This is a genomic window from Klebsiella sp. HMSC25G12, from assembly GCF_001807705.1.
Taxonomy (GTDB): domain Bacteria; phylum Pseudomonadota; class Gammaproteobacteria; order Enterobacterales; family Enterobacteriaceae; genus Klebsiella; species Klebsiella variicola.
The window spans coordinates 24,900-41,148 of record NZ_KV789834.1; the positions used below are offsets into that span (position 1 = coordinate 24,900).

The following is a 16,249-nucleotide window of genomic DNA, read 5'->3' on the forward strand; positions in this document are numbered from 1 at the left end:
CCCACCTGATAGTAATCAAAGTGAGGCTCCCCTATGCATGAACACCATAAGAGTAGCCTCTTACTTGTTGAAAATCAACACTGGAGGCGAGGAATGCCGCAAAAGTATCTGTTGTTTGGCTTAGTAGTGATTTGCTTCACTATTTTATTATTGACCTGGATGGTTCGTGATTCGCTATGTGAATTACAGGTCAGGCAGGGAAATATTGAGCTGGTGGCATTCTTAGCCTGTGATATTAAACAGTAAGAGCATCTGGTGGGGATCTATCCCCACCATGCTTGCAGTGTCAGGCATTCTCAATGCACCCTTTCATTGTTCACCAAATAAATCATTTGCCTCCTGATATCAGGAGGCCTTTTTATTTTTACACGATCGTTGAATAAAACAGGCTTGCAACGCATACCGGAGTGTGGCTATCCTATGCCCCGACGAATTCCTCGTCTCACCGGAGCGCGCCCCACAAATGAACAAACACGACTGATGAATTTCACGCCTTACCTCGCAGATGTTGCGGGTAGGGGAGTATTGATTTCATTCAGGAGTGCTTATGGCTCATTGCGCCCACATCCCCGCTTTTGTTTTACATCAGGTCACCTGTCAGTTTGCGACGGGAGATACGCTTTTTGGTCCGCTGAATTTATCGCTGGAATCGTCGCTTTGCGGCCTGGTCGGCCGGAACGGCGTCGGCAAGACGTGTCTGCTACGTCTGCTGGCCGGTCTGGATTCCCCCGCCGACGGTCATATTGAACGCGCGGCTTCCATTGCCTGGGTGGCGCAGCAGCCGAACGTCACGCCAGAGATGACCCTCGCGGCGCTGCTGGGCTATGCGCCGATATTTGATGCCTTGTCTCGCCTTGAACAGGGTCAAGTGCTGGCTGCCGATTTCGATCTATTGGATGGCCACTGGGATCTCCCCGATCGCCTGAGTTTAGCTTTCCGTGAAGCCGATCTCCCGCCGTTCTCTGCCGATCGTCCCGTTTTTTCACTCAGCGGCGGCGAGCGGATGAAGGCTCTGCTGTGCGGCGCCTTTGTCTCCGGCGCCGATTATCTGCTGCTGGATGAGCCCACCAACCATCTGGACCGCCAGGGGCGGGAGTGGCTCTATCACCAACTGGAAAGCTGGCAGGGTGGGGCTCTGATCGCCAGCCACGACCGCGAGTTACTGACGCGGATGCCGAGGATTATTGAGCTGACGCCGACGGCGCTGCGCAGCTACGGCGGCAACTATGATGAATATCAGCGCCAGCGTATGGCGGAGCAGCAGGCTGCGCGCGCGGCGCTGGAGCATGCTGTGACCGAGCGACGGCGCACCCGCGCGCGAATGCAAAAGGAGCATGACGCCGCCCAGCGGCGCTCGGCTCAGACGCTGCGGACCGTTGATACGCTAAATATCGCCTCGTTTGAACGTGTGAAGTACAAAGGTGCGGCAAAAGAGCGCCCGGGAACGCTGCGCCGTCAGCATCGTGAACAGAACAGCAGTCTGAATGCCGCCGTGCAGCAGGCACGGGAGCGGGTAGAAGACGACAATCCGGTGATGTTCACCCTGCCGGGTAGCGAAGTGGCCGCCGGCAAGCAGGTTCTGGTGGTGGAAGCATTGCAGCTCGCCCATTCACCCGCTGCGCCGCTGGACTGGCGTATGGATGGTCCGATGCGTATTGCGCTAAAGGGACCGAACGGCTGTGGCAAAACCACTTTGCTGAAAACGCTGCTGGGGCTGGAGCAGGCCGTCTCAGGCGATGTCCGGCTGTCGGTGAGCGCGGCTTATCTGGATCAACATCTGACGCAGCTGGATCTGTCGTTATCGGTCATGGCGCACCTGAGCCTGGACGATACCCCGCTGGATGAGGGCCTTCTGCGCACCCGTCTGGCGCAGCTCCAGCTTGGCGCGGATAAGGTCACTCTGTCGCTGGCGACGCTCAGCGGCGGCGAGCGTCTGAAAGCGGCCCTGGCGTGCGTGCTCTGGCGACGCGATCCCGCTCAGCTGCTTTTGCTGGATGAGCCGACCAACCATCTCGATTTAGCATCGACACAGGCTATTGAAAGCGCGCTGGCGGCGTTTCCAGGCGCGATGCTGGTGGTGTCACATGATGAGGCTTTTTTACACGGTCTGAAGCTGACCCATAGCCTGGCGTGGCGGGAGACGGGCTGGCACTTTTCCCTGCTCTGAATGCCCAACAGCCGCCATCGTATGCTGGCGGCTGTTGGCGACAGATAAAAAAAATCCCCGCCATCAGGCAGGGATTCTCGATTCTTAGCGGCTTGAACTTACAGAGAAGTTACGTTGCCAGCTGCCGGGCCTTTAGCGCCGCTTTCGATGGTGAAGGAAACTTTCTGACCTTCGTCCAGGGATTTGTAGCCATCGTTCTGGATAGCAGAGAAGTGTACGAACACGTCTTTAGAGCCATCGTCAGGAGTGATGAAGCCGAAGCCTTTGTCAGCGTTGAACCATTTTACGATACCAGTCATTTTACCGGACATAGTGAATTACCTTTAAAAAAATAAGTGAGCCTTGCGGCGTAGCGGTCTGGACTACAGATTTAAAGCGATAAAGGGAAAGTTCACTACGGGGGTATCTTTGGATAACCTTAGAAGGACTGCTCTATTCGACTGCTCTGTGGTCTGTACATCAAACCTGCGAGCATTAACGCACGTTCAGCACCTGATAGCAAACTTTTTTTTTACGGTGCAGCGGCAAAAGCCCCCTTACTGACCCATGCCGCTGCGCGCTGGATTAATCGAGTAACTGTCGTGAAAGCTGTGGATTGGCCTGAATCAGGCGCATCAATTTCAGCTCGGTGGGAGACGGTCTAACCCGTCTCGACTCCCACTCTCTTACCATGGCGACGCTCACGCCCATGACGTTGGCAAAGTCGTCAATCTTAAGTCCAGTGCCTTTACGCAGTTGCTCAAATTCACTAAACACAGTGGACTTACGGTTTGAGGTAAGTTTCTGATTATCATCCTTAAATACGATGTGTTCCAGGCTGCTCAGCAGTTCAAACACGGGATCTTTATATTCCATTGAGAACTCCTTTTATCACACAGCGGAAGAGATTTTTTATAAAGCTCTTTAAGAATAGTCAGAAAATCGTGCAGCGGATGGTAACGTCCGTGATTATTTGCCAACAGGCTATCGAATCGGCCCCGGCAGCCAAACGGCAGTGGAGCCTAAGAGAATGATTACTAACGCGATGAGATGGCTTCGAAAATTTTTGTAAACGGATAAGAAAAAAGCGGCAAAGCCGGCGCGGGCCGCCGGCTTAACAATCAGGCTTTCTGCAGACCTCTCGCGTCGTCTTTCGTCGCCGGCGCGGATTTACTGACCCGGTATTTGATCAGCAGCGCGAGGGCTGACAGGAACGCCGGGATGGCCAGCAGAGTGAAGATGGTTTCAAAGGAGAGCTGCGCCTGCATCAGGAAGGCGCCGCTGAATGCGCCGAGGATCCCGCCGAAGCGGCCGATACCCAGCATCCAGGCGACGCCGGTGGCGCGCCCCTGCGTCGGGTAGAAGCCTGCCGCCAGCGCGGGCATCGACGACTGCGCGCCATTCATAATACTACCGGCGATAAACACCATCACCCCCATCAGCACCAGGCTGCTGGTGGAGAAACCCACCAGGCAGACGCAAACGCCGGTCAGCAACCAGCCGACGGCCACCACCTTGTTGGGATTGATCTTGTCCATCAGGGCGCCAAGGATCAGTACGCCAATCCCGCCGCCCAGCGGGAACAGGGCGGTGATGATGGAGGCCTGACTCATCGAGGCGCCGGTTTCGCGGATCAGCAGCGGCAGCCAGCTGGTCAGGAGGTAGAAAATCAGCAGGCCCATAAAGTAGGTCAGGCACAACATCACGGTACCCACCGCGTAGCGTGGGGAGAAAATGACGCCGATGGCCGATTTCTCTTTCACCTGGCCTGCTTCGCGCAGCTCAAATTCCACCGCCTCCGGCAGCGGCGCGATGCGTTTCAGGATGGCGGCAATGCGCTGCGCCGGCTGCTGCTTCACCACCAGATAGCGGGCAGACTCCGGCAGCAGAAAAATTAACGCTACGGCCAGCAGGAGGGGCATCACGCCGCCCAGCACCAGCACACTCTGCCAGCCATAGTGCGGGATCATCCAGGCGGATAAAAAGCCACCCAGCGATGATCCCATCGGAAAGCCGACGAACATCAGGTTCACCAGCAGCGCCCGACGGCGCTCCGGCGCATATTCGCTCATCAGGGTGGCCGCATTCGGCATCGCCGCGCCGAGCCCGAGACCGGTCAGGAAACGCAGCAGCGTCAGCTGATTAAGGCTGGTGGCGAAGGCGGTAAGCAGGCTGAATCCGCCGAACACCACGATCGACATAATCAGCACTTTTTTGCGGCCGATGCGGTCAGCCAGCGGCCCCGCGGTTAAGGCGCCGACCGCCAGGCCCACCAGCGCGGCGCTCATCACCGGGCCGAGCGCCGATTTTTCCACGCCCCATTCCTGTACCAGGTCGGAGGCGATAAATCCGATGATCGCGGTGTCGAATCCGTCCATCGCGACGGTGATAAAGCAGAGCGCAAGGATCATCCACTGGTAGCGGGTGAAGGGGTGCTCGTTGATAAAGGCCTGAATGTCGATGGTTGTCTTAGTCATACGGCTTTCCTGGCAGACTGAGCGAGGGACAGAGGTCTGTTTTTATCGTCGTCCTCGCGTCATTGAGTTTGATTTGTGCGATAATCGAACGTATCGCCGTTAATCGCTCATTCATCAAATCATTGAAGTGGGGGGCAGGCAATGCAGGCGCGCGCCAAAGCGTGCGATTATCGTCCGTTTTAGGACGCCACGTCGTACGGAAACTTTTTTAGTGCCATAAAAATCAGATGGTTATATAAACTTCGCTCGCAGAATGTGATGACTATATTTGTGATGTGCATAACAGACGTTCTACACCGCGACGATGGCGTGCGAAATGGCGTTTTTCCTGCGTAAGATTAGCAGTAAAGGGTATCCTGCGAGGCCGAGCTGGACTATCCTTGTCAGCGTCTGGCACGTGTGTGTCGTTGTGCGCTTTTTTTGGCTGAAAGGAGTAAAAAAATGGCGACAGGAAAGTCCTGCTCTCGCTGGTTTGCGGCTATGGCGGCCTTATTGATGGTGGTTAGCCTGAGTGGGTGTTTTGATAAAGAAGGCGATCAGCGCAAAGCGTTTATCGACTTCCTGCAGAATACGGCGATGCGTAGCGGTGAACGTCTGCCGACGCTGACCGCCGATCAGAAAAAACAGTTTGGGCCTTTTGTCTCTGACTACGCGGTGATCTACGGTTACTCGCAGCAGGTGAGCCAGGCGATGGACGCTGGTCTGCGCCCGGTGGTGGACAGCGTCAATGCTATCCGCGTCCCGCAGGACTATATGACCCAGCGTGAGCCGCTGCGTCAGGCGAACGGCGCGCTGGGCGTGCTCAGCCAGCAGCTGCAGAATGCGAAAATGCAGGCCGATGCCGCGCATAGCGCTCTGAAGCAGGCTGACGATCTTAAGCCGGTCTTCGATCAGGTTTACGCCAAGGTGGTGACCGCGCCAGCTGACGCGCTGCAGCCGCTGATCCCGGCCGCGCAAATCTTTACCCAGCAGCTGGTTCAGGTGGGGGATTTTGTCGCTCAGCAGGGGACCCAGGTGAGCTTTGTGGCCAACGGCATTCAGTTCCCCACCTCGCAGCAGGCCAGCCAGTACAATGCGCTGATTGGGCCGCTGGCGGCGCAGCATCAGGCGTTTAATCAGGCATGGACGGCAGCGGTGAACGCCACCCGTTAATGTCTCATCTGGCTGACGTTGGCTGCGGCGAACGAGCAGGATGATGGATAAGATGCAAAAAGAACCCGGGGAGGGCGATTGCCGCCGCTACCCGGGTTTTTTTATGGCTTATTTGACCTGCGGGTTAACGCAGTTTTTCTCTACATTACCGTTCAGGGCATCGATCAGGTTGTCCACCGCGCAGGCCGCCATGTTGTAGCGCGTCTCATGGGTGGCAGAGCCGATATGCGGCAGCGCGACAACGTTTGGTAGGGTTAACAGCGGCGAGTCTTTTGCCAGCGGTTCGTGTTCGAAGACATCAAGGCCGGCAGCATGAATTTCACCCGCCTGCAGAGCAGCGATCAGCGCCTGCTCGTCCACCACCGGGCCACGTCCGGCGTTAATGAAGATGGCGGAAGATTTCATTTTGGCAAACTGCGCCTGACCGAACAGATGATGGGTCTCTTCGCTCAGGGGCAGGATCAAGCAGACGAAATCGGCTTCCTGCAGCAGGGTATCGAGATCGCAATAGCGGGCGTTGAAGCGCTCTTCCGCCTGCGGATGCTGGCGGCGCGCGTTATACAGGATCGGCATGCCGAACCCGAAGTGGGCGCGCTGCGCCAGCGCCATACCGATGCGGCCCATGCCGACGATACCTAAGGTTTTATGGTGCACGTCGCTGCCGAACCAGTCCGGGCCAATGCTCTTCGTCCACTCGCCCGCTTTGACGCGCTCCGCCACTTCCACTACCCGGCGCGCGGTGCTCAGCACCAGCGCCATGACCGTATCGGCGACGGTCTCGGTCAGTACGGTCGGGGTATGCATCAGCAGCACCCGGCGAGCGTTCAGCGCCTCGACGTCAAAGTTGTCATAGCCAACGGAAACGGTAGAGGTCGCACGCAGTTTCGGCATCTTCTCCAGCAGCGCGGCGTCAACCTTTTCGCTGGAGCCCAGGAGGCCTTCAGCCTGGGCGAAGGCCTCTGCATGCTGCGAAACGGTCTCCGGCCGCAGGTTTTTTACCTGAGTGACGGAAAAGTGCTCCTCCAGGCGCTGTAGCAGGTCGTCGGGAAGCGTTTTATAGAGAATGACAGACGGCTTCATGCGAATCTCCGTAGTAGAAATAGTTCAGGCGTGGTGAGCGCCAAGCGGAATGTTTTGATTATTAGCAGGCTTAACAATCAAAGTCAGCAATACTGAGGCGAAAAGCGCCACCCCCATAAAAATATAGGAGGCTGCGGGGCTGCCGGTGGCACCGTTCAGGTAGCCGACAAACCACGAGCCGCAGAAGGAGCCCAGGGCGCCCATACTGTTGATCAGCGCCATGGCGCCCCCGGCGACATTGCGCGGCAGCATTTCCGGAATAATGGCGAAGAAGGGGCCGTAAGGCGCATACATTGCCGCACCGGCCACCACCAGCAGGGTATAAGACACCCAGAAGTGGTTGGCGCCGACCGCCCAGGAGCCGATGAAGGCCAGTCCGCCAATCAGCAGCAGCGGCCAGACGAACAGCTTACGGTTCTGCATTTTATCGGACGCCCAGGAGACCACGATCATGGCGATAGTCGCCGCCAGATAGGGAACAGAAGAGAGCCAGCCCACTTCCACCATCCCCATATTTTCACCGCCGCTGCGGATAATCGACGGCAGCCACAGTACAAAACCGTACACGCCGATACTCCAGGCAAAGTACTGCGCGCAGAGCAGGATCACGTTGCGGGAGCGGAAGGCTTCGCCATAGTTACGCACCGCTTTGATGCCCTGCTGTTCACGATCCAGTTGTTCCTGCAGCGCGGCTTTTTCACTCTCCGCCAGCCAGTTAACCTGCGACGGTTTGTCTTTTACTAGCACCCACCAGCAGAAGGCCCAGATCACTGCCGGCACCCCTTCGATGATGAACATTTCCCGCCAGCCGAAGGCCTGAATCAGGTAGCCGGAGACCACCGACATCCACAGGACCGTCACCGGGTTACCGAGGATCAGGAAGGTGTTGGCGCGAGAGCGCTCTGATTTGGTGAACCAGTTGCTGATATAGATCAGCATCGCCGGCATCACCGCCGCTTCGACGACGCCGAGGATAAAGCGAATGGCCGCCAGCGCCGGGATATTATGCACAACACCGGTCAGCGAGGCGCAGCCGCCCCAGAGGATCAGGCAGATAAAGATCAGTTTGCGAACGCTGCGGCGCTCCGCATAGATAGCGCCGGGGATCTGGAAGAAGAAGTAGCCGAGGAAGAACAGGGCCCCCAGCAGGGAGGAGATCCCCTTGGTGATGCCCAGGTCTTCGGTAATGCCTGCCGCGGAGGCGAAGCTGAAGTTGGCACGGTCGAGGTACGCCAGGCTATACGTGATAAACACGATAGGCATGATGTACCACCAGCGTTTCGTTGCATTTGTTGAGCTATTCATAGGCTTGCCTCTGTCAATGAGGTGACATCCGTCCGTCGAAACGGACGCTGCTGTGCCGCGCTGCAGGTAGGGTACAGGACGGCTGTTATTGTTGCGTATAAATGTTATTCGCCCAGCGCATCGCGGGTGGGGAGCCCCTCGCTGTCGCCCTGGACCTGAATCGCCAGCGAACCGATTTTATTGCCACGGTTCACCGCCTGAAGCAGGGTTTTGCCTTCCAGCAGGGCGCTAATCACCCCGACGGCAAAGCCGTCGCCGGCGCCGACGGTATCGACGACGTTTTCGACTTTAATGGCATCAACCGTTCCCTGTTCGCCGCTGGCGCTCTTGAACCAGGCGCCGTCGCAGCCGGTTTTAATGACTACCGCCTTGACGCCGCGGGAGAGATAAAAATCGGCGATCCCTTCCGGGGTCTGCTGGCCGGTGAGAATCACGCCCTCTTTTAAGCCTGGCAAAACCCAGTCAGCCTGGAAGGCGAGACGGTTGAGTTTCTCCACCATCTCGGCTTCGCTTTTCCACAGCACCGGGCGCAGATTAGGGTCGAAAGAGAGGGTTTTTCCCTCGGCTTTCATCACCTTCGCCGCATGCTCCAGCAGCGCATATGAGCTTTCAGAGAGCGCGGCGGCCACGCCGCTCAGGTGCAGATGGCGGGCGCTGGTGAAGTAGTCGGCGCGAAAATCGTCCGGCGACAGATGGCTGGCGGCAGAGCCTTTGCGGAAATACTCCACAATGGGATCGGTTCCATTTTCGACTTTCGATTTCATCTGGAAACCGGTAGCGAAGCGGTTGTCGATGGCGACAGCGTGGCTATCGATCCCCTCTTTCGCCAGCGATTGCAGTACGAAGCGGCCAAAGCTGTCGTTGCCGACGCGGCTGACCCAGCCGACCTTCAGACCCAGGCGCGCCAGGCCGGTGGCGACGTTCAGTTCGGCGCCGGCGACACGCTTCATGAAATGCTCCACCTCGGCCAGATCGCCGGTTTCGGTGGCGACAAACATGGCCATGGCTTCGCCGATGGTGATGACATCTAAATTTTCCACGGCTTAATCCTCGCGTAACAGGTTGACGTAGCGGCGGGTCACGGCCGTCAGGTCATGGCCAGTCAGCGGGAACTCGATTCCACGCGGCGCGTCGGCAGGAAGATTATCGAGCAGGGCCAGCCAGCGATCGGCGGCCTGATCCGGCGGTACCGCGCGGAATTTCTCATGATGAGGCTCCGCCGCTTTCACATGAATATAGCTGACCGCCGGCGCAAGGTGGCGTGCCGCCTCTTCCGGCGAGTCGCCGACCCACAGCCAGTTGCCCATATCAAACGTTAAGGTGACCGGCAACTGATGGACCCTGCAGGCGGCTTTGAAGCGCTGCATCGGCGCCAGCTGGCCGCAGTCGGTCTGGTCATTCTCTACCACCAACGCCATGCCGCTGTCGCGGAGGATCTCGCGCAGCTCATCCAACTGCTGATTGTGAAGGAAATGGCCAAGGGAGAGCTTTAGCCACAGGGCGTTAAGGGTTTGCGCTTCCGCGAGCAGCGCCGGGAGTTCCGGGTTGAGCTCGCCGTTATCGGCGAACAGCGCCTGCGGCGCGGAGTAGCAGGCCAGCAGGCCGTGGCGCTCAATGGTGGCCGCCAGCGACGGCAGAGCGTTGAGCTCTTCCGCGCTGCACAGCTCGCGGCGGATTTCGACACCGTCCGCACCGGCGTCGGCGATGAACGGCAGGACAGCGGCCTGGCCGCCTAAGGATTTAACATGGTCATTACCATACGCAGCGGTAACGACAATAATTTTTCTGGCCATCGCGCTCTTACTCCCGGCGTTTGTTGCTTAATCTCCTTAATACGCTAGATGGTATCGGTTCCATAAGAAAGGGCGAGATGTTTAATTTATGATCGGCATCACGAAGGATCGTTAACGAGAGGTTGATCCGCGGACGATAAGCTCGCCGGAGAAGACCCGCTCGCGGATGGGGTCGTTAGTGCCGGCAATGCGCCGAATCACCTGTTCGACCGCGGCGTAGCCGATCTGCCACGTCGGCTGTTTGAGGGTGGTAATACCGACGCCAGCCAGCTCCGCCCACTCCAGTTCGTCGAAGCCCAGCAGGCCGATATCGCTCCCCCAGATCAGGCCGACGCGCTTCAGAGCGCGGGCCACCTGCAGCGTCAGGGCGCCGTTGGCGGAGATGACCGCTTTGCGCATCCCGCGGTGACGGGCGTGGAACTGGCGCAGGACGTTGTCCATCATCGCGCCGTCGTTGAGCTGCACTTCGGCGTTTTCAGCCACCACGCCGTGGTGACGAGTGAGGGTAGCGCGAAAAGCGCTCAGACGCTCGCGGCGGGTATTCACCGAGCCCAGCGGTTCGCTGAGAAACAGGATGGCCTCAAACCCTTTCTCCACCAGGTGTTCGGTGGCGGTGGTGGCGGCCTGGGCGTTATCAAGCCCGACCACATCGCAGGCGAAGTCGGGGATTTTACGGTCAATCAGCACCATCGGCAGGGCCGACTGCTGCAGGCGGTTCAGGCCATCCTCCCGCATACCGACTGCGTTGACCACGATGCCTTCCACCTGGTAGCTGCGCAGCAGGTCCAGGTAGTGCAGTTCCTGATCCAGCTCGTTATTGGTATTACACACCAGCAGGGTGAAGCCTTTTTCCCGGCAGGCCGCTTCAATGCCGCTCATGACATTGACCGAGTAGGGGTTGGTGATATCGGCGATGATCAGGCCAATAAGGCGGGTTCGGCCGTGCTTGAGGCCGCGGGCCATCAGGCTGGGGCGGTAGTCGAGTTCGGCAATGGCTTTTTCAATACGTGATAACAGATCGTCGGAAAGCAGATGCTTCTCGCCGTTAAGATAACGTGAAATGCTGGTTTTGCCGGTCTTTGCGGCTTTCGCCACATCGCTGATAGTTGCACGCGCCGCTTTCGCCATGGTGGCTTCCTTTGCTGAAAATCTGCCAACACCTTAGCGCGAAAAATAGCGATATCAAGCATTTTGCCCGGCAGAGCGGCTGCCGGGCGACATGAGGATGCGCTTATTGCAGCGGGCTGAGGGTAATTTCCACGCGACGGTTCTGCGCTTTGCCTTCCGCCGTGCTGTTGCTGGCGATAGGATTCGCCGGCCCCATGCCGGTGGTGCGAATGCGATTGGCCGCCACGCCCTGAGTGATCAGCGCGCTGGCGACGCTGTCTGCACGCTGTTGCGACAGACGCATATTCAGATCCTTGCTGCCGGTGCTGTCGGTGTAGCCGACGACGTTAACAGCGGTTTTCTCGTACTCTTTCAGCACCATGGCCACGCCGGTCAGGGTGTTGGCGCCGGCCGGCTTCAGGTTGGCGCTATTGCTGTCGAAGGTGACGTTATTCGGCATGTTCAGCACGATATTGTCGCCATTTCGCGTCACGCTGACCCCGGTTCCCTGCATTTTGTCGCGCAGCTTCGCTTCCTGCACGTCCATGTAGTAACCAATGCCGCCGCCGAGCGCCGCGCCGGCCGCTGCGCCAATCAGCGCGCCTTTGCCGCGGTCATGTTTGGAAGAGGAGAGCGCGCCGACGCCAGCGCCCACTAAGGAGCCAATACCTGCGCCAATACCGGATTTACCTGCTTCACGTTCACCGGTATAGGGGTTGGTGGTGCAGCCAGAAATGGCCAGAGTGCCGCTGACCAGCGCCGCAATCATAAGTACGCGTTTTTTCATTTAATGTCCTTAATCCTTTTTATTCTTTGTCACAGCGAACGTGACGGTTGATTATGACGCGTGATTACGTAGAAAATTCCCCGGATACCATCTCATTTTGTAAATAACATTGAACGGTTGCCCATCACGCCGTCATGACACCTGCATTCGCTGACCAGGAGCCGCCCTTGCCAACCTCATCTGCAACCAAAACCATCTTAACCGCCGCCCACTGGGGACCGATGCTGGTGGAAACGGACGGTGAAAACGTCCTCTCTTCCCGCGGCGCGCTGGCGACACCGTTTGCCAACTCGCTGCAAACGGCGGTGCGCGATCAGGTCCACAGCAAAACCCGCGTGCGCTATCCGATGGTGCGCAAAGGCTTCCTTGCTTCACCGGACAAGCCCCAGGGGGTCCGCGGTCAGGATGAATTCGTGCGGGTGAGCTGGGATCAGGCGCTGGATTTAATTGACGCCCAGCATCGGCGGATCCGCGAAAGCTACGGTCCGCAGTCGATTTTCGCCGGCTCCTACGGCTGGCGCTCTAACGGCGTCCTGCATAAGGCGGCCACCCTGCTGCAGCGCTACATGAGCCTGGCGGGCGGCTATACCGGCCATCTTGGCGATTACTCCACTGGCGCGGCGCAGGCGATCATGCCTTACGTCGTGGGCGGGAATGAGGTGTATCAGCAGCAGACCAGCTGGCCGCTGGTGCTCGAGCACAGCGAAGTGGTGGTGCTGTGGAGCGCCAACCCGCTGAACACCCTGAAAATTGCCTGGAACGCCTCCGACGAGCAGGGGATCCCGTGGTTCGACCGGCTGCGCCAGAGCGGTAAGCGCCTGATCTGCATCGATCCGATGCGATCGGAAACCGTCGATTTCTTTGGCGATTCGATGGAATGGATCGCGCCGCATATGGGCACCGATGTCGCGCTGATGCTGGGGATCGCCCATACGCTGGTGGAGAATAGCTGGCAGGATGATGCGTTTCTTACCCGCTGCACCAGCGGCTACGATATTTTTGCCCGCTATCTGACCGGCGAAAGCGACGGCGTAGCGAAAACCGCTGACTGGGCGGCGGCGATCTGCGGCGTGAAAGCGGATAAGATCCGTGAACTGGCGAAAATTTTCCATGAAAATACCACCATGCTGATGTCTGGCTGGGGCATGCAGCGCCAGCAGTATGGCGAGCAGAAGCACTGGATGCTGGTCACCCTGGCCGCCATGCTGGGGCAGATTGGCACCCCGGGAGGCGGGTTTGGTCTTTCCTATCATTTCGCCAACGGCGGCAACCCGACGCGCCGCGCGGCGGTACTGGGCTCGATGCAGGGAAGCGTCGCCGGGGGCGTGGACGCGGTGGAGAAGATCCCGGTCGCGCGGATCGTCGAGGCGCTGGAGAATCCGGGGGCAGAGTATCAGCACAACGGCATGGCGCGTCGCTTCCCCAATATTCGCTTTATCTGGTGGGCCGGCGGGGCCAACTTTACTCATCATCAGGACACCAACCGCCTGATTCAGGCCTGGCAGAAGCCGGAGCTGATCGTCATCTCCGAATGCTTCTGGACCGCCGCCGCGCGCCATGCCGATATCGTCCTGCCGGCGACCACCTCGTTTGAGCGCAACGATCTGACCATGACTGGAGATTACAGCAATCAGCATCTGGTGCCGATGAAGCAGGTGGTCGCCCCGCGAGATGAAGCGCGCGACGATTTCGCGGTCTTTGCCGACCTCAGCGAACGCTGGGAGGTGGGCGGCCGCGAGCGCTTCACCGAAGGGAAGAGTGATTTGCAGTGGCTGGAGACCTTCTATCAGATCGCCGCCCAGCGCGGGGCTCACCAGCAGGTGACGCTGCCGCCGTTTGCCGAATTCTGGCAGGCTAACCAGCTGATTGAGATGCCAGAGGAGCCGGAGAATGCCCGTTTTGCGCGCTTCGCCGCCTTCCGCGCCGATCCGCAGGCTAATCCGCTGAAAACGGCGAGCGGTAAAATTGAGATCCACTCGCCGACCATCGCCGCCTTTGGCTACGCCGATTGCCCGCCGCACCCGATGTGGCTGGAGCCCGACGAGTGGCATGGCAACGCTGAGGCGGGGCAGCTGCAGCTGCTGTCGGCCCATCCGGCCCACCGTCTGCACAGTCAACTGAACCACACCACGCTGCGCGAACGCTATGCTGTCGCCGGACGCGAACCGGTGACTATTCATCCGCAGGATGCCCGGGCTCGGGGGATTGCCGATGGCGATCTGGTGCGGGTGTGGAACGCCCGCGGTCAGGTGCTGGCCGGCGCGGTGGTGACGGAGGGGATCCGCCCGGGGGTGATTTGCCTGCATGAAGGGGCATGGCCCGACCTGGATCCGCGGGTGGGCATCTGCAAAAACGGGGCGGTGAATGTCTTAACCAAAGATATCCCGACATCCCGGCTGGGCAACGGCTGTGCCGGGAACACCGCCCTGGCGTGGCTGGAGAAATATACCGGCCCGACGCTGCCGCTTACAGCATTTGATCCGCCGGCCAACGCATAATCCACGTCGGGTGCTGAGTGTCGTCCTGCCATGCGCAGTCTTCAATCCGGAAGCCCTGCGCATGGTAGAAACTGACCGCCGATTCGTTCTTCTGGTAAACCTCGAGACTCAGCCAGGCGTAGTGCTGTTTGACTTCATCCAGCAGCGCCCGGCCAATGCCCTGGCGGATGGCGTCCGGCGCGACAAACAGCGCGCCGACGAAGCGGGAGTCCAGCACGCTAACAAAGCCTTTTAATTCCCCATCGCGTTCCCAGACCCAGGTGCTGGCGGCGGGAAGATAGACATCCCGTACCACCGCGACGCTGTCGCGCCAGTAACTTTCGCTGATAAAAGGATGGGCATGAATCGTGCTGTCCAGCCACAGGGCCAGCAGCGGCGCGGTATCTTTAGTGTCCCACTTGCGGATCATCCTGACCTCCAGGGTGACAGAAGCAGCCGGTGATATGGTCGTTGACCAGTCCACAGGCCTGCATAAAGGAATAACAGATTGTCGAGCCGACAAATTTAAAGCCGCGTTTTTTCAATGCCTTCGACAGCGCATCGGAGGCCGGCGTCGTGGTGGGGATCTCCGCCAGCGTCGCGGCGCAGGTCACCTGCGGCTCATTGTTGACGAAGGACCAGACAAAATCAGTGAACGACTCGCCATTTTCTTCCATCGCCAGATAGGCGCGGGCGTTGCCGATAATGGCCTGGATTTTTCCCCGATGGCGAATGATGCCGGCATTCTGCAGCAACTGCTCGACATCGTCTTCCCCCATCGCTGCCACGCGCACCGGGTCGAAATGGTGAAAAGCCTGACGGTAGTTCTGCCGTTTTTTTAACACCGTGATCCATGACAAACCGGCCTGCTGGCCCTCCAGGCAGATCATTTCAAACAGCTGGCGGCCCTCTTTTTGCGCCACACCCCATTCGGTATCGTGATATTCGATATATAACGGATCCTGACTCACCCATCCGCAACGTTGCATAGCTATTTCTCCCTCTGCGCTAAAAAAGTGGACGCCCCGGCTTGACGGCTGAAAGATAAAGATAATAGTTAATACAGGGAAATCGTATCCCCAAAAAAAACACAGCAATATTGCCGATTCGGCTCTTTTCTGGAGTCGCATTAATGATAATAAAGAAATGCAATGGCCTCCGGGGCTTCTTGTTCCCGGCGAGCGTATCCGTCTGGATGACGTGTGTCTCTGGAGCGAATGCCTGGCAACAGGAATATATCGCTATCGATACAAAAAGTAATACGCCGGAACGCTATACATGGGATAGCGATCACCAACCACGTTACGAAGATATTCTCGCTGAGCGGATGAAGTCCTCAGAGACGCCTGGCGGGCTGGCATTAAACCAGGCGCTGGCGCCACCGGACAGCAGCCGTGGTCAGAGCGTTGGCTGGAATTATCTGCTGGCAAATGGCATGACCTCCGGGCCGGTGGCCAGCCTGCGCAGTGACGTCACCGCGCCAGTGACGAGAAGCGCTGGCGAGACGGGGTATGTCAACACGCTCGGCTGGCGCATGGATTATCAGTCGCTGTGGGGCGTGCATCCCTGGGCTCAGGTGAGCTATAACCAGTCGCTTACCAGCGATGCCTGGTCGCCGACGACCCGCGCCAGAGAGGGCGGCTGGAGTGATGTCACCCTGGGCGCCGATATGCGGTTGGGATCCCATGTTGCGGCATGGGCGACGCTGTCGCAGGCGGACAATGTCCCATCCGGGGAAAATACGCTCTATTTGATGGGCGTCAGCGCCAACTTTTGACCGATATTGTTACGCGTTTGAAACGACGCGGTTATTGTTAAATCTCTGTAATGGCGCATTTCTGTGAGATAGCGCACACTAACTTTTTTCCTGAAATTCGCGGAATGAATGTTTTGCAATGTCATTCGTTCCGCCATTAATGCATTTC

At 58.4% G+C, this 16,249-nt stretch carries 16 protein-coding genes; 5 read left to right on the forward strand and 11 right to left on the reverse strand.

The features are described from left to right. The first annotated feature begins 93 nt into the window (after positions 1 to 93). Positions 94 to 246, forward strand: coding sequence for a type I toxin-antitoxin system toxin HokA (hokA, locus tag HMPREF3096_RS05870; protein WP_032731451.1), 153 nt, complete (start codon positions 94 to 96; stop codon positions 244 to 246). Positions 247 to 547: 301 nt separating this feature from the next. Further along, positions 548 to 2,167 carry an ATP-binding cassette domain-containing protein gene (locus HMPREF3096_RS05875; RefSeq protein WP_032731448.1) on the forward strand — a complete coding sequence of 540 codons (1,620 nt, stop codon included), beginning with the start codon at positions 548 to 550 and terminating at the stop codon, positions 2,165 to 2,167. Between the two features lie 98 nt (positions 2,168 to 2,265). On the opposite strand, the gene cspA is transcribed toward HMPREF3096_RS05875, so the two are convergent. The 3 genes from cspA to HMPREF3096_RS05890 form a co-directional block, all read right to left on the reverse strand. After that, positions 2,266 to 2,478: a transcription antiterminator/RNA stability regulator CspE gene (gene cspA / locus HMPREF3096_RS05880; protein ID WP_000014594.1), complete on the reverse strand. Its 213-nt coding sequence runs from the start codon at positions 2,476 to 2,478 to the stop codon at positions 2,266 to 2,268. Positions 2,479 to 2,731: 253 nt separating this feature from the next. After that, complete coding sequence (locus HMPREF3096_RS05885) at positions 2,732 to 3,022, reverse strand: HTH-type transcriptional regulator (protein WP_002921931.1); 291 nt, start codon at positions 3,020 to 3,022, stop codon at positions 2,732 to 2,734. A gap of 245 nt (positions 3,023 to 3,267) precedes the next feature. Further along, positions 3,268 to 4,623 (reverse strand): MFS transporter, encoded by a 1,356-nt coding sequence (locus HMPREF3096_RS05890; RefSeq protein ID WP_008806885.1) that lies wholly within the window; start codon positions 4,621 to 4,623, stop codon positions 3,268 to 3,270. Between the two features lie 441 nt (positions 4,624 to 5,064). Between HMPREF3096_RS05890 and HMPREF3096_RS05895 the strand changes: the two genes are divergently transcribed. Further along, on the forward strand, positions 5,065 to 5,775 hold the full coding sequence (locus HMPREF3096_RS05895) for a DUF3053 domain-containing protein (RefSeq protein WP_012540337.1): 711 nt from the start codon (positions 5,065 to 5,067) through the stop codon (positions 5,773 to 5,775). A 108-nt stretch (positions 5,776 to 5,883) separates the two neighbouring features. Here HMPREF3096_RS05895 and ghrB read toward each other — a convergent pair whose 3' ends face one another. From ghrB to HMPREF3096_RS05925, 6 genes are all read right to left on the reverse strand, one after another. Next, a complete protein-coding gene (gene ghrB, locus HMPREF3096_RS05900; protein ID WP_012540338.1) occupies positions 5,884 to 6,855 on the reverse strand; it encodes a glyoxylate/hydroxypyruvate reductase GhrB in 972 nt (323 codons plus the stop codon). Positions 6,856 to 6,879: 24 nt separating this feature from the next. Then, complete coding sequence (locus tag HMPREF3096_RS05905) at positions 6,880 to 8,160, reverse strand: MFS transporter (RefSeq protein WP_008806888.1); 1,281 nt, start codon at positions 8,158 to 8,160, stop codon at positions 6,880 to 6,882. 104 nt (positions 8,161 to 8,264) lie between these two features. Next, positions 8,265 to 9,200 carry a sugar kinase gene (locus HMPREF3096_RS05910; protein ID WP_008806889.1) on the reverse strand — a complete coding sequence of 312 codons (936 nt, stop codon included), beginning with the start codon at positions 9,198 to 9,200 and terminating at the stop codon, positions 8,265 to 8,267. A 3-nt stretch (positions 9,201 to 9,203) separates the two neighbouring features. After that, positions 9,204 to 9,953 carry a sugar phosphate isomerase/epimerase family protein gene (locus HMPREF3096_RS05915; protein WP_008806890.1) on the reverse strand — a complete coding sequence of 250 codons (750 nt, stop codon included), beginning with the start codon at positions 9,951 to 9,953 and terminating at the stop codon, positions 9,204 to 9,206. A gap of 111 nt (positions 9,954 to 10,064) precedes the next feature. Further along, positions 10,065 to 11,081 carry a LacI family DNA-binding transcriptional regulator gene (locus HMPREF3096_RS05920; RefSeq protein ID WP_008806891.1) on the reverse strand — a complete coding sequence of 339 codons (1,017 nt, stop codon included), beginning with the start codon at positions 11,079 to 11,081 and terminating at the stop codon, positions 10,065 to 10,067. 103 nt (positions 11,082 to 11,184) lie between these two features. Beyond that, positions 11,185 to 11,847, reverse strand: coding sequence for an OmpA family lipoprotein (locus HMPREF3096_RS05925; protein WP_002921917.1), 663 nt, complete (start codon positions 11,845 to 11,847; stop codon positions 11,185 to 11,187). A 167-nt stretch (positions 11,848 to 12,014) separates the two neighbouring features. Here HMPREF3096_RS05925 and HMPREF3096_RS05930 point away from each other — a divergent pair, with 167 nt between their 5' ends. Beyond that, complete coding sequence (locus HMPREF3096_RS05930) at positions 12,015 to 14,345, forward strand: molybdopterin guanine dinucleotide-containing S/N-oxide reductase (RefSeq protein WP_032731444.1); 2,331 nt, start codon at positions 12,015 to 12,017, stop codon at positions 14,343 to 14,345. Here the strand turns inward: HMPREF3096_RS05930 and HMPREF3096_RS05935 are convergent. Together HMPREF3096_RS05935 and tag are read right to left on the reverse strand one after the other, a co-directional pair. After that, positions 14,314 to 14,754: an N-acetyltransferase gene (locus tag HMPREF3096_RS05935; protein ID WP_008806893.1), complete on the reverse strand. Its 441-nt coding sequence runs from the start codon at positions 14,752 to 14,754 to the stop codon at positions 14,314 to 14,316. The two genes, HMPREF3096_RS05930 and HMPREF3096_RS05935, sit on opposite strands and share 32 nt — an antisense overlap. After that, on the reverse strand, positions 14,732 to 15,313 hold the full coding sequence (tag, locus tag HMPREF3096_RS05940) for a DNA-3-methyladenine glycosylase I (protein WP_012540342.1): 582 nt from the start codon (positions 15,311 to 15,313) through the stop codon (positions 14,732 to 14,734). The genes HMPREF3096_RS05935 and tag overlap by 23 nt, the downstream gene beginning before the upstream one ends. Positions 15,314 to 15,519: 206 nt before the next feature. Here tag and HMPREF3096_RS05945 point away from each other — a divergent pair, with 206 nt between their 5' ends. Beyond that, the gene (locus HMPREF3096_RS05945) at positions 15,520 to 16,101 is read left to right on the forward strand and encodes an autotransporter outer membrane beta-barrel domain-containing protein (RefSeq protein ID WP_162493230.1); all 582 of its coding nucleotides are present in this window, start codon (positions 15,520 to 15,522) and stop codon (positions 16,099 to 16,101) included. Positions 16,102 to 16,249 lie beyond the last annotated feature (148 nt).

Bases quoted from the DNA above. Each gene is read 5' to 3' on its own strand.
- HMPREF3096_RS05890 (WP_008806885.1), bottom strand. From the start codon at position 4,623: ATGACTAAGACAACCATCGACATTCAGGCCTTTATCAACGAGCACCCC.
- HMPREF3096_RS05935 (WP_008806893.1), bottom strand. From the start codon at position 14,754: ATGATCCGCAAGTGGGACACTAAAGATACCGCGCCGCTGCTGGCCCTG.
- HMPREF3096_RS05915 (WP_008806890.1), bottom strand. From the start codon at position 9,953: ATGGCCAGAAAAATTATTGTCGTTACCGCTGCGTATGGTAATGACCAT.
- HMPREF3096_RS05895 (WP_012540337.1), top strand. From the start codon at position 5,065: ATGGCGACAGGAAAGTCCTGCTCTCGCTGGTTTGCGGCTATGGCGGCC.
- cspA (WP_000014594.1), bottom strand. From the start codon at position 2,478: ATGTCCGGTAAAATGACTGGTATCGTAAAATGGTTCAACGCTGACAAA.
- ghrB (WP_012540338.1), bottom strand. From the start codon at position 6,855: ATGAAGCCGTCTGTCATTCTCTATAAAACGCTTCCCGACGACCTGCTA.
- HMPREF3096_RS05905 (WP_008806888.1), bottom strand. From the start codon at position 8,160: ATGAATAGCTCAACAAATGCAACGAAACGCTGGTGGTACATCATGCCT.
- HMPREF3096_RS05885 (WP_002921931.1), bottom strand. From the start codon at position 3,022: ATGGAATATAAAGATCCCGTGTTTGAACTGCTGAGCAGCCTGGAACAC.
- tag (WP_012540342.1), bottom strand. From the start codon at position 15,313: ATGCAACGTTGCGGATGGGTGAGTCAGGATCCGTTATATATCGAATAT.
- HMPREF3096_RS05945 (WP_162493230.1), top strand. From the start codon at position 15,520: ATGACGTGTGTCTCTGGAGCGAATGCCTGGCAACAGGAATATATCGCT.
- HMPREF3096_RS05875 (WP_032731448.1), top strand. From the start codon at position 548: ATGGCTCATTGCGCCCACATCCCCGCTTTTGTTTTACATCAGGTCACC.
- HMPREF3096_RS05920 (WP_008806891.1), bottom strand. From the start codon at position 11,081: ATGGCGAAAGCGGCGCGTGCAACTATCAGCGATGTGGCGAAAGCCGCA.
- hokA (WP_032731451.1), top strand. From the start codon at position 94: ATGCCGCAAAAGTATCTGTTGTTTGGCTTAGTAGTGATTTGCTTCACT.
- HMPREF3096_RS05925 (WP_002921917.1), bottom strand. From the start codon at position 11,847: ATGAAAAAACGCGTACTTATGATTGCGGCGCTGGTCAGCGGCACTCTG.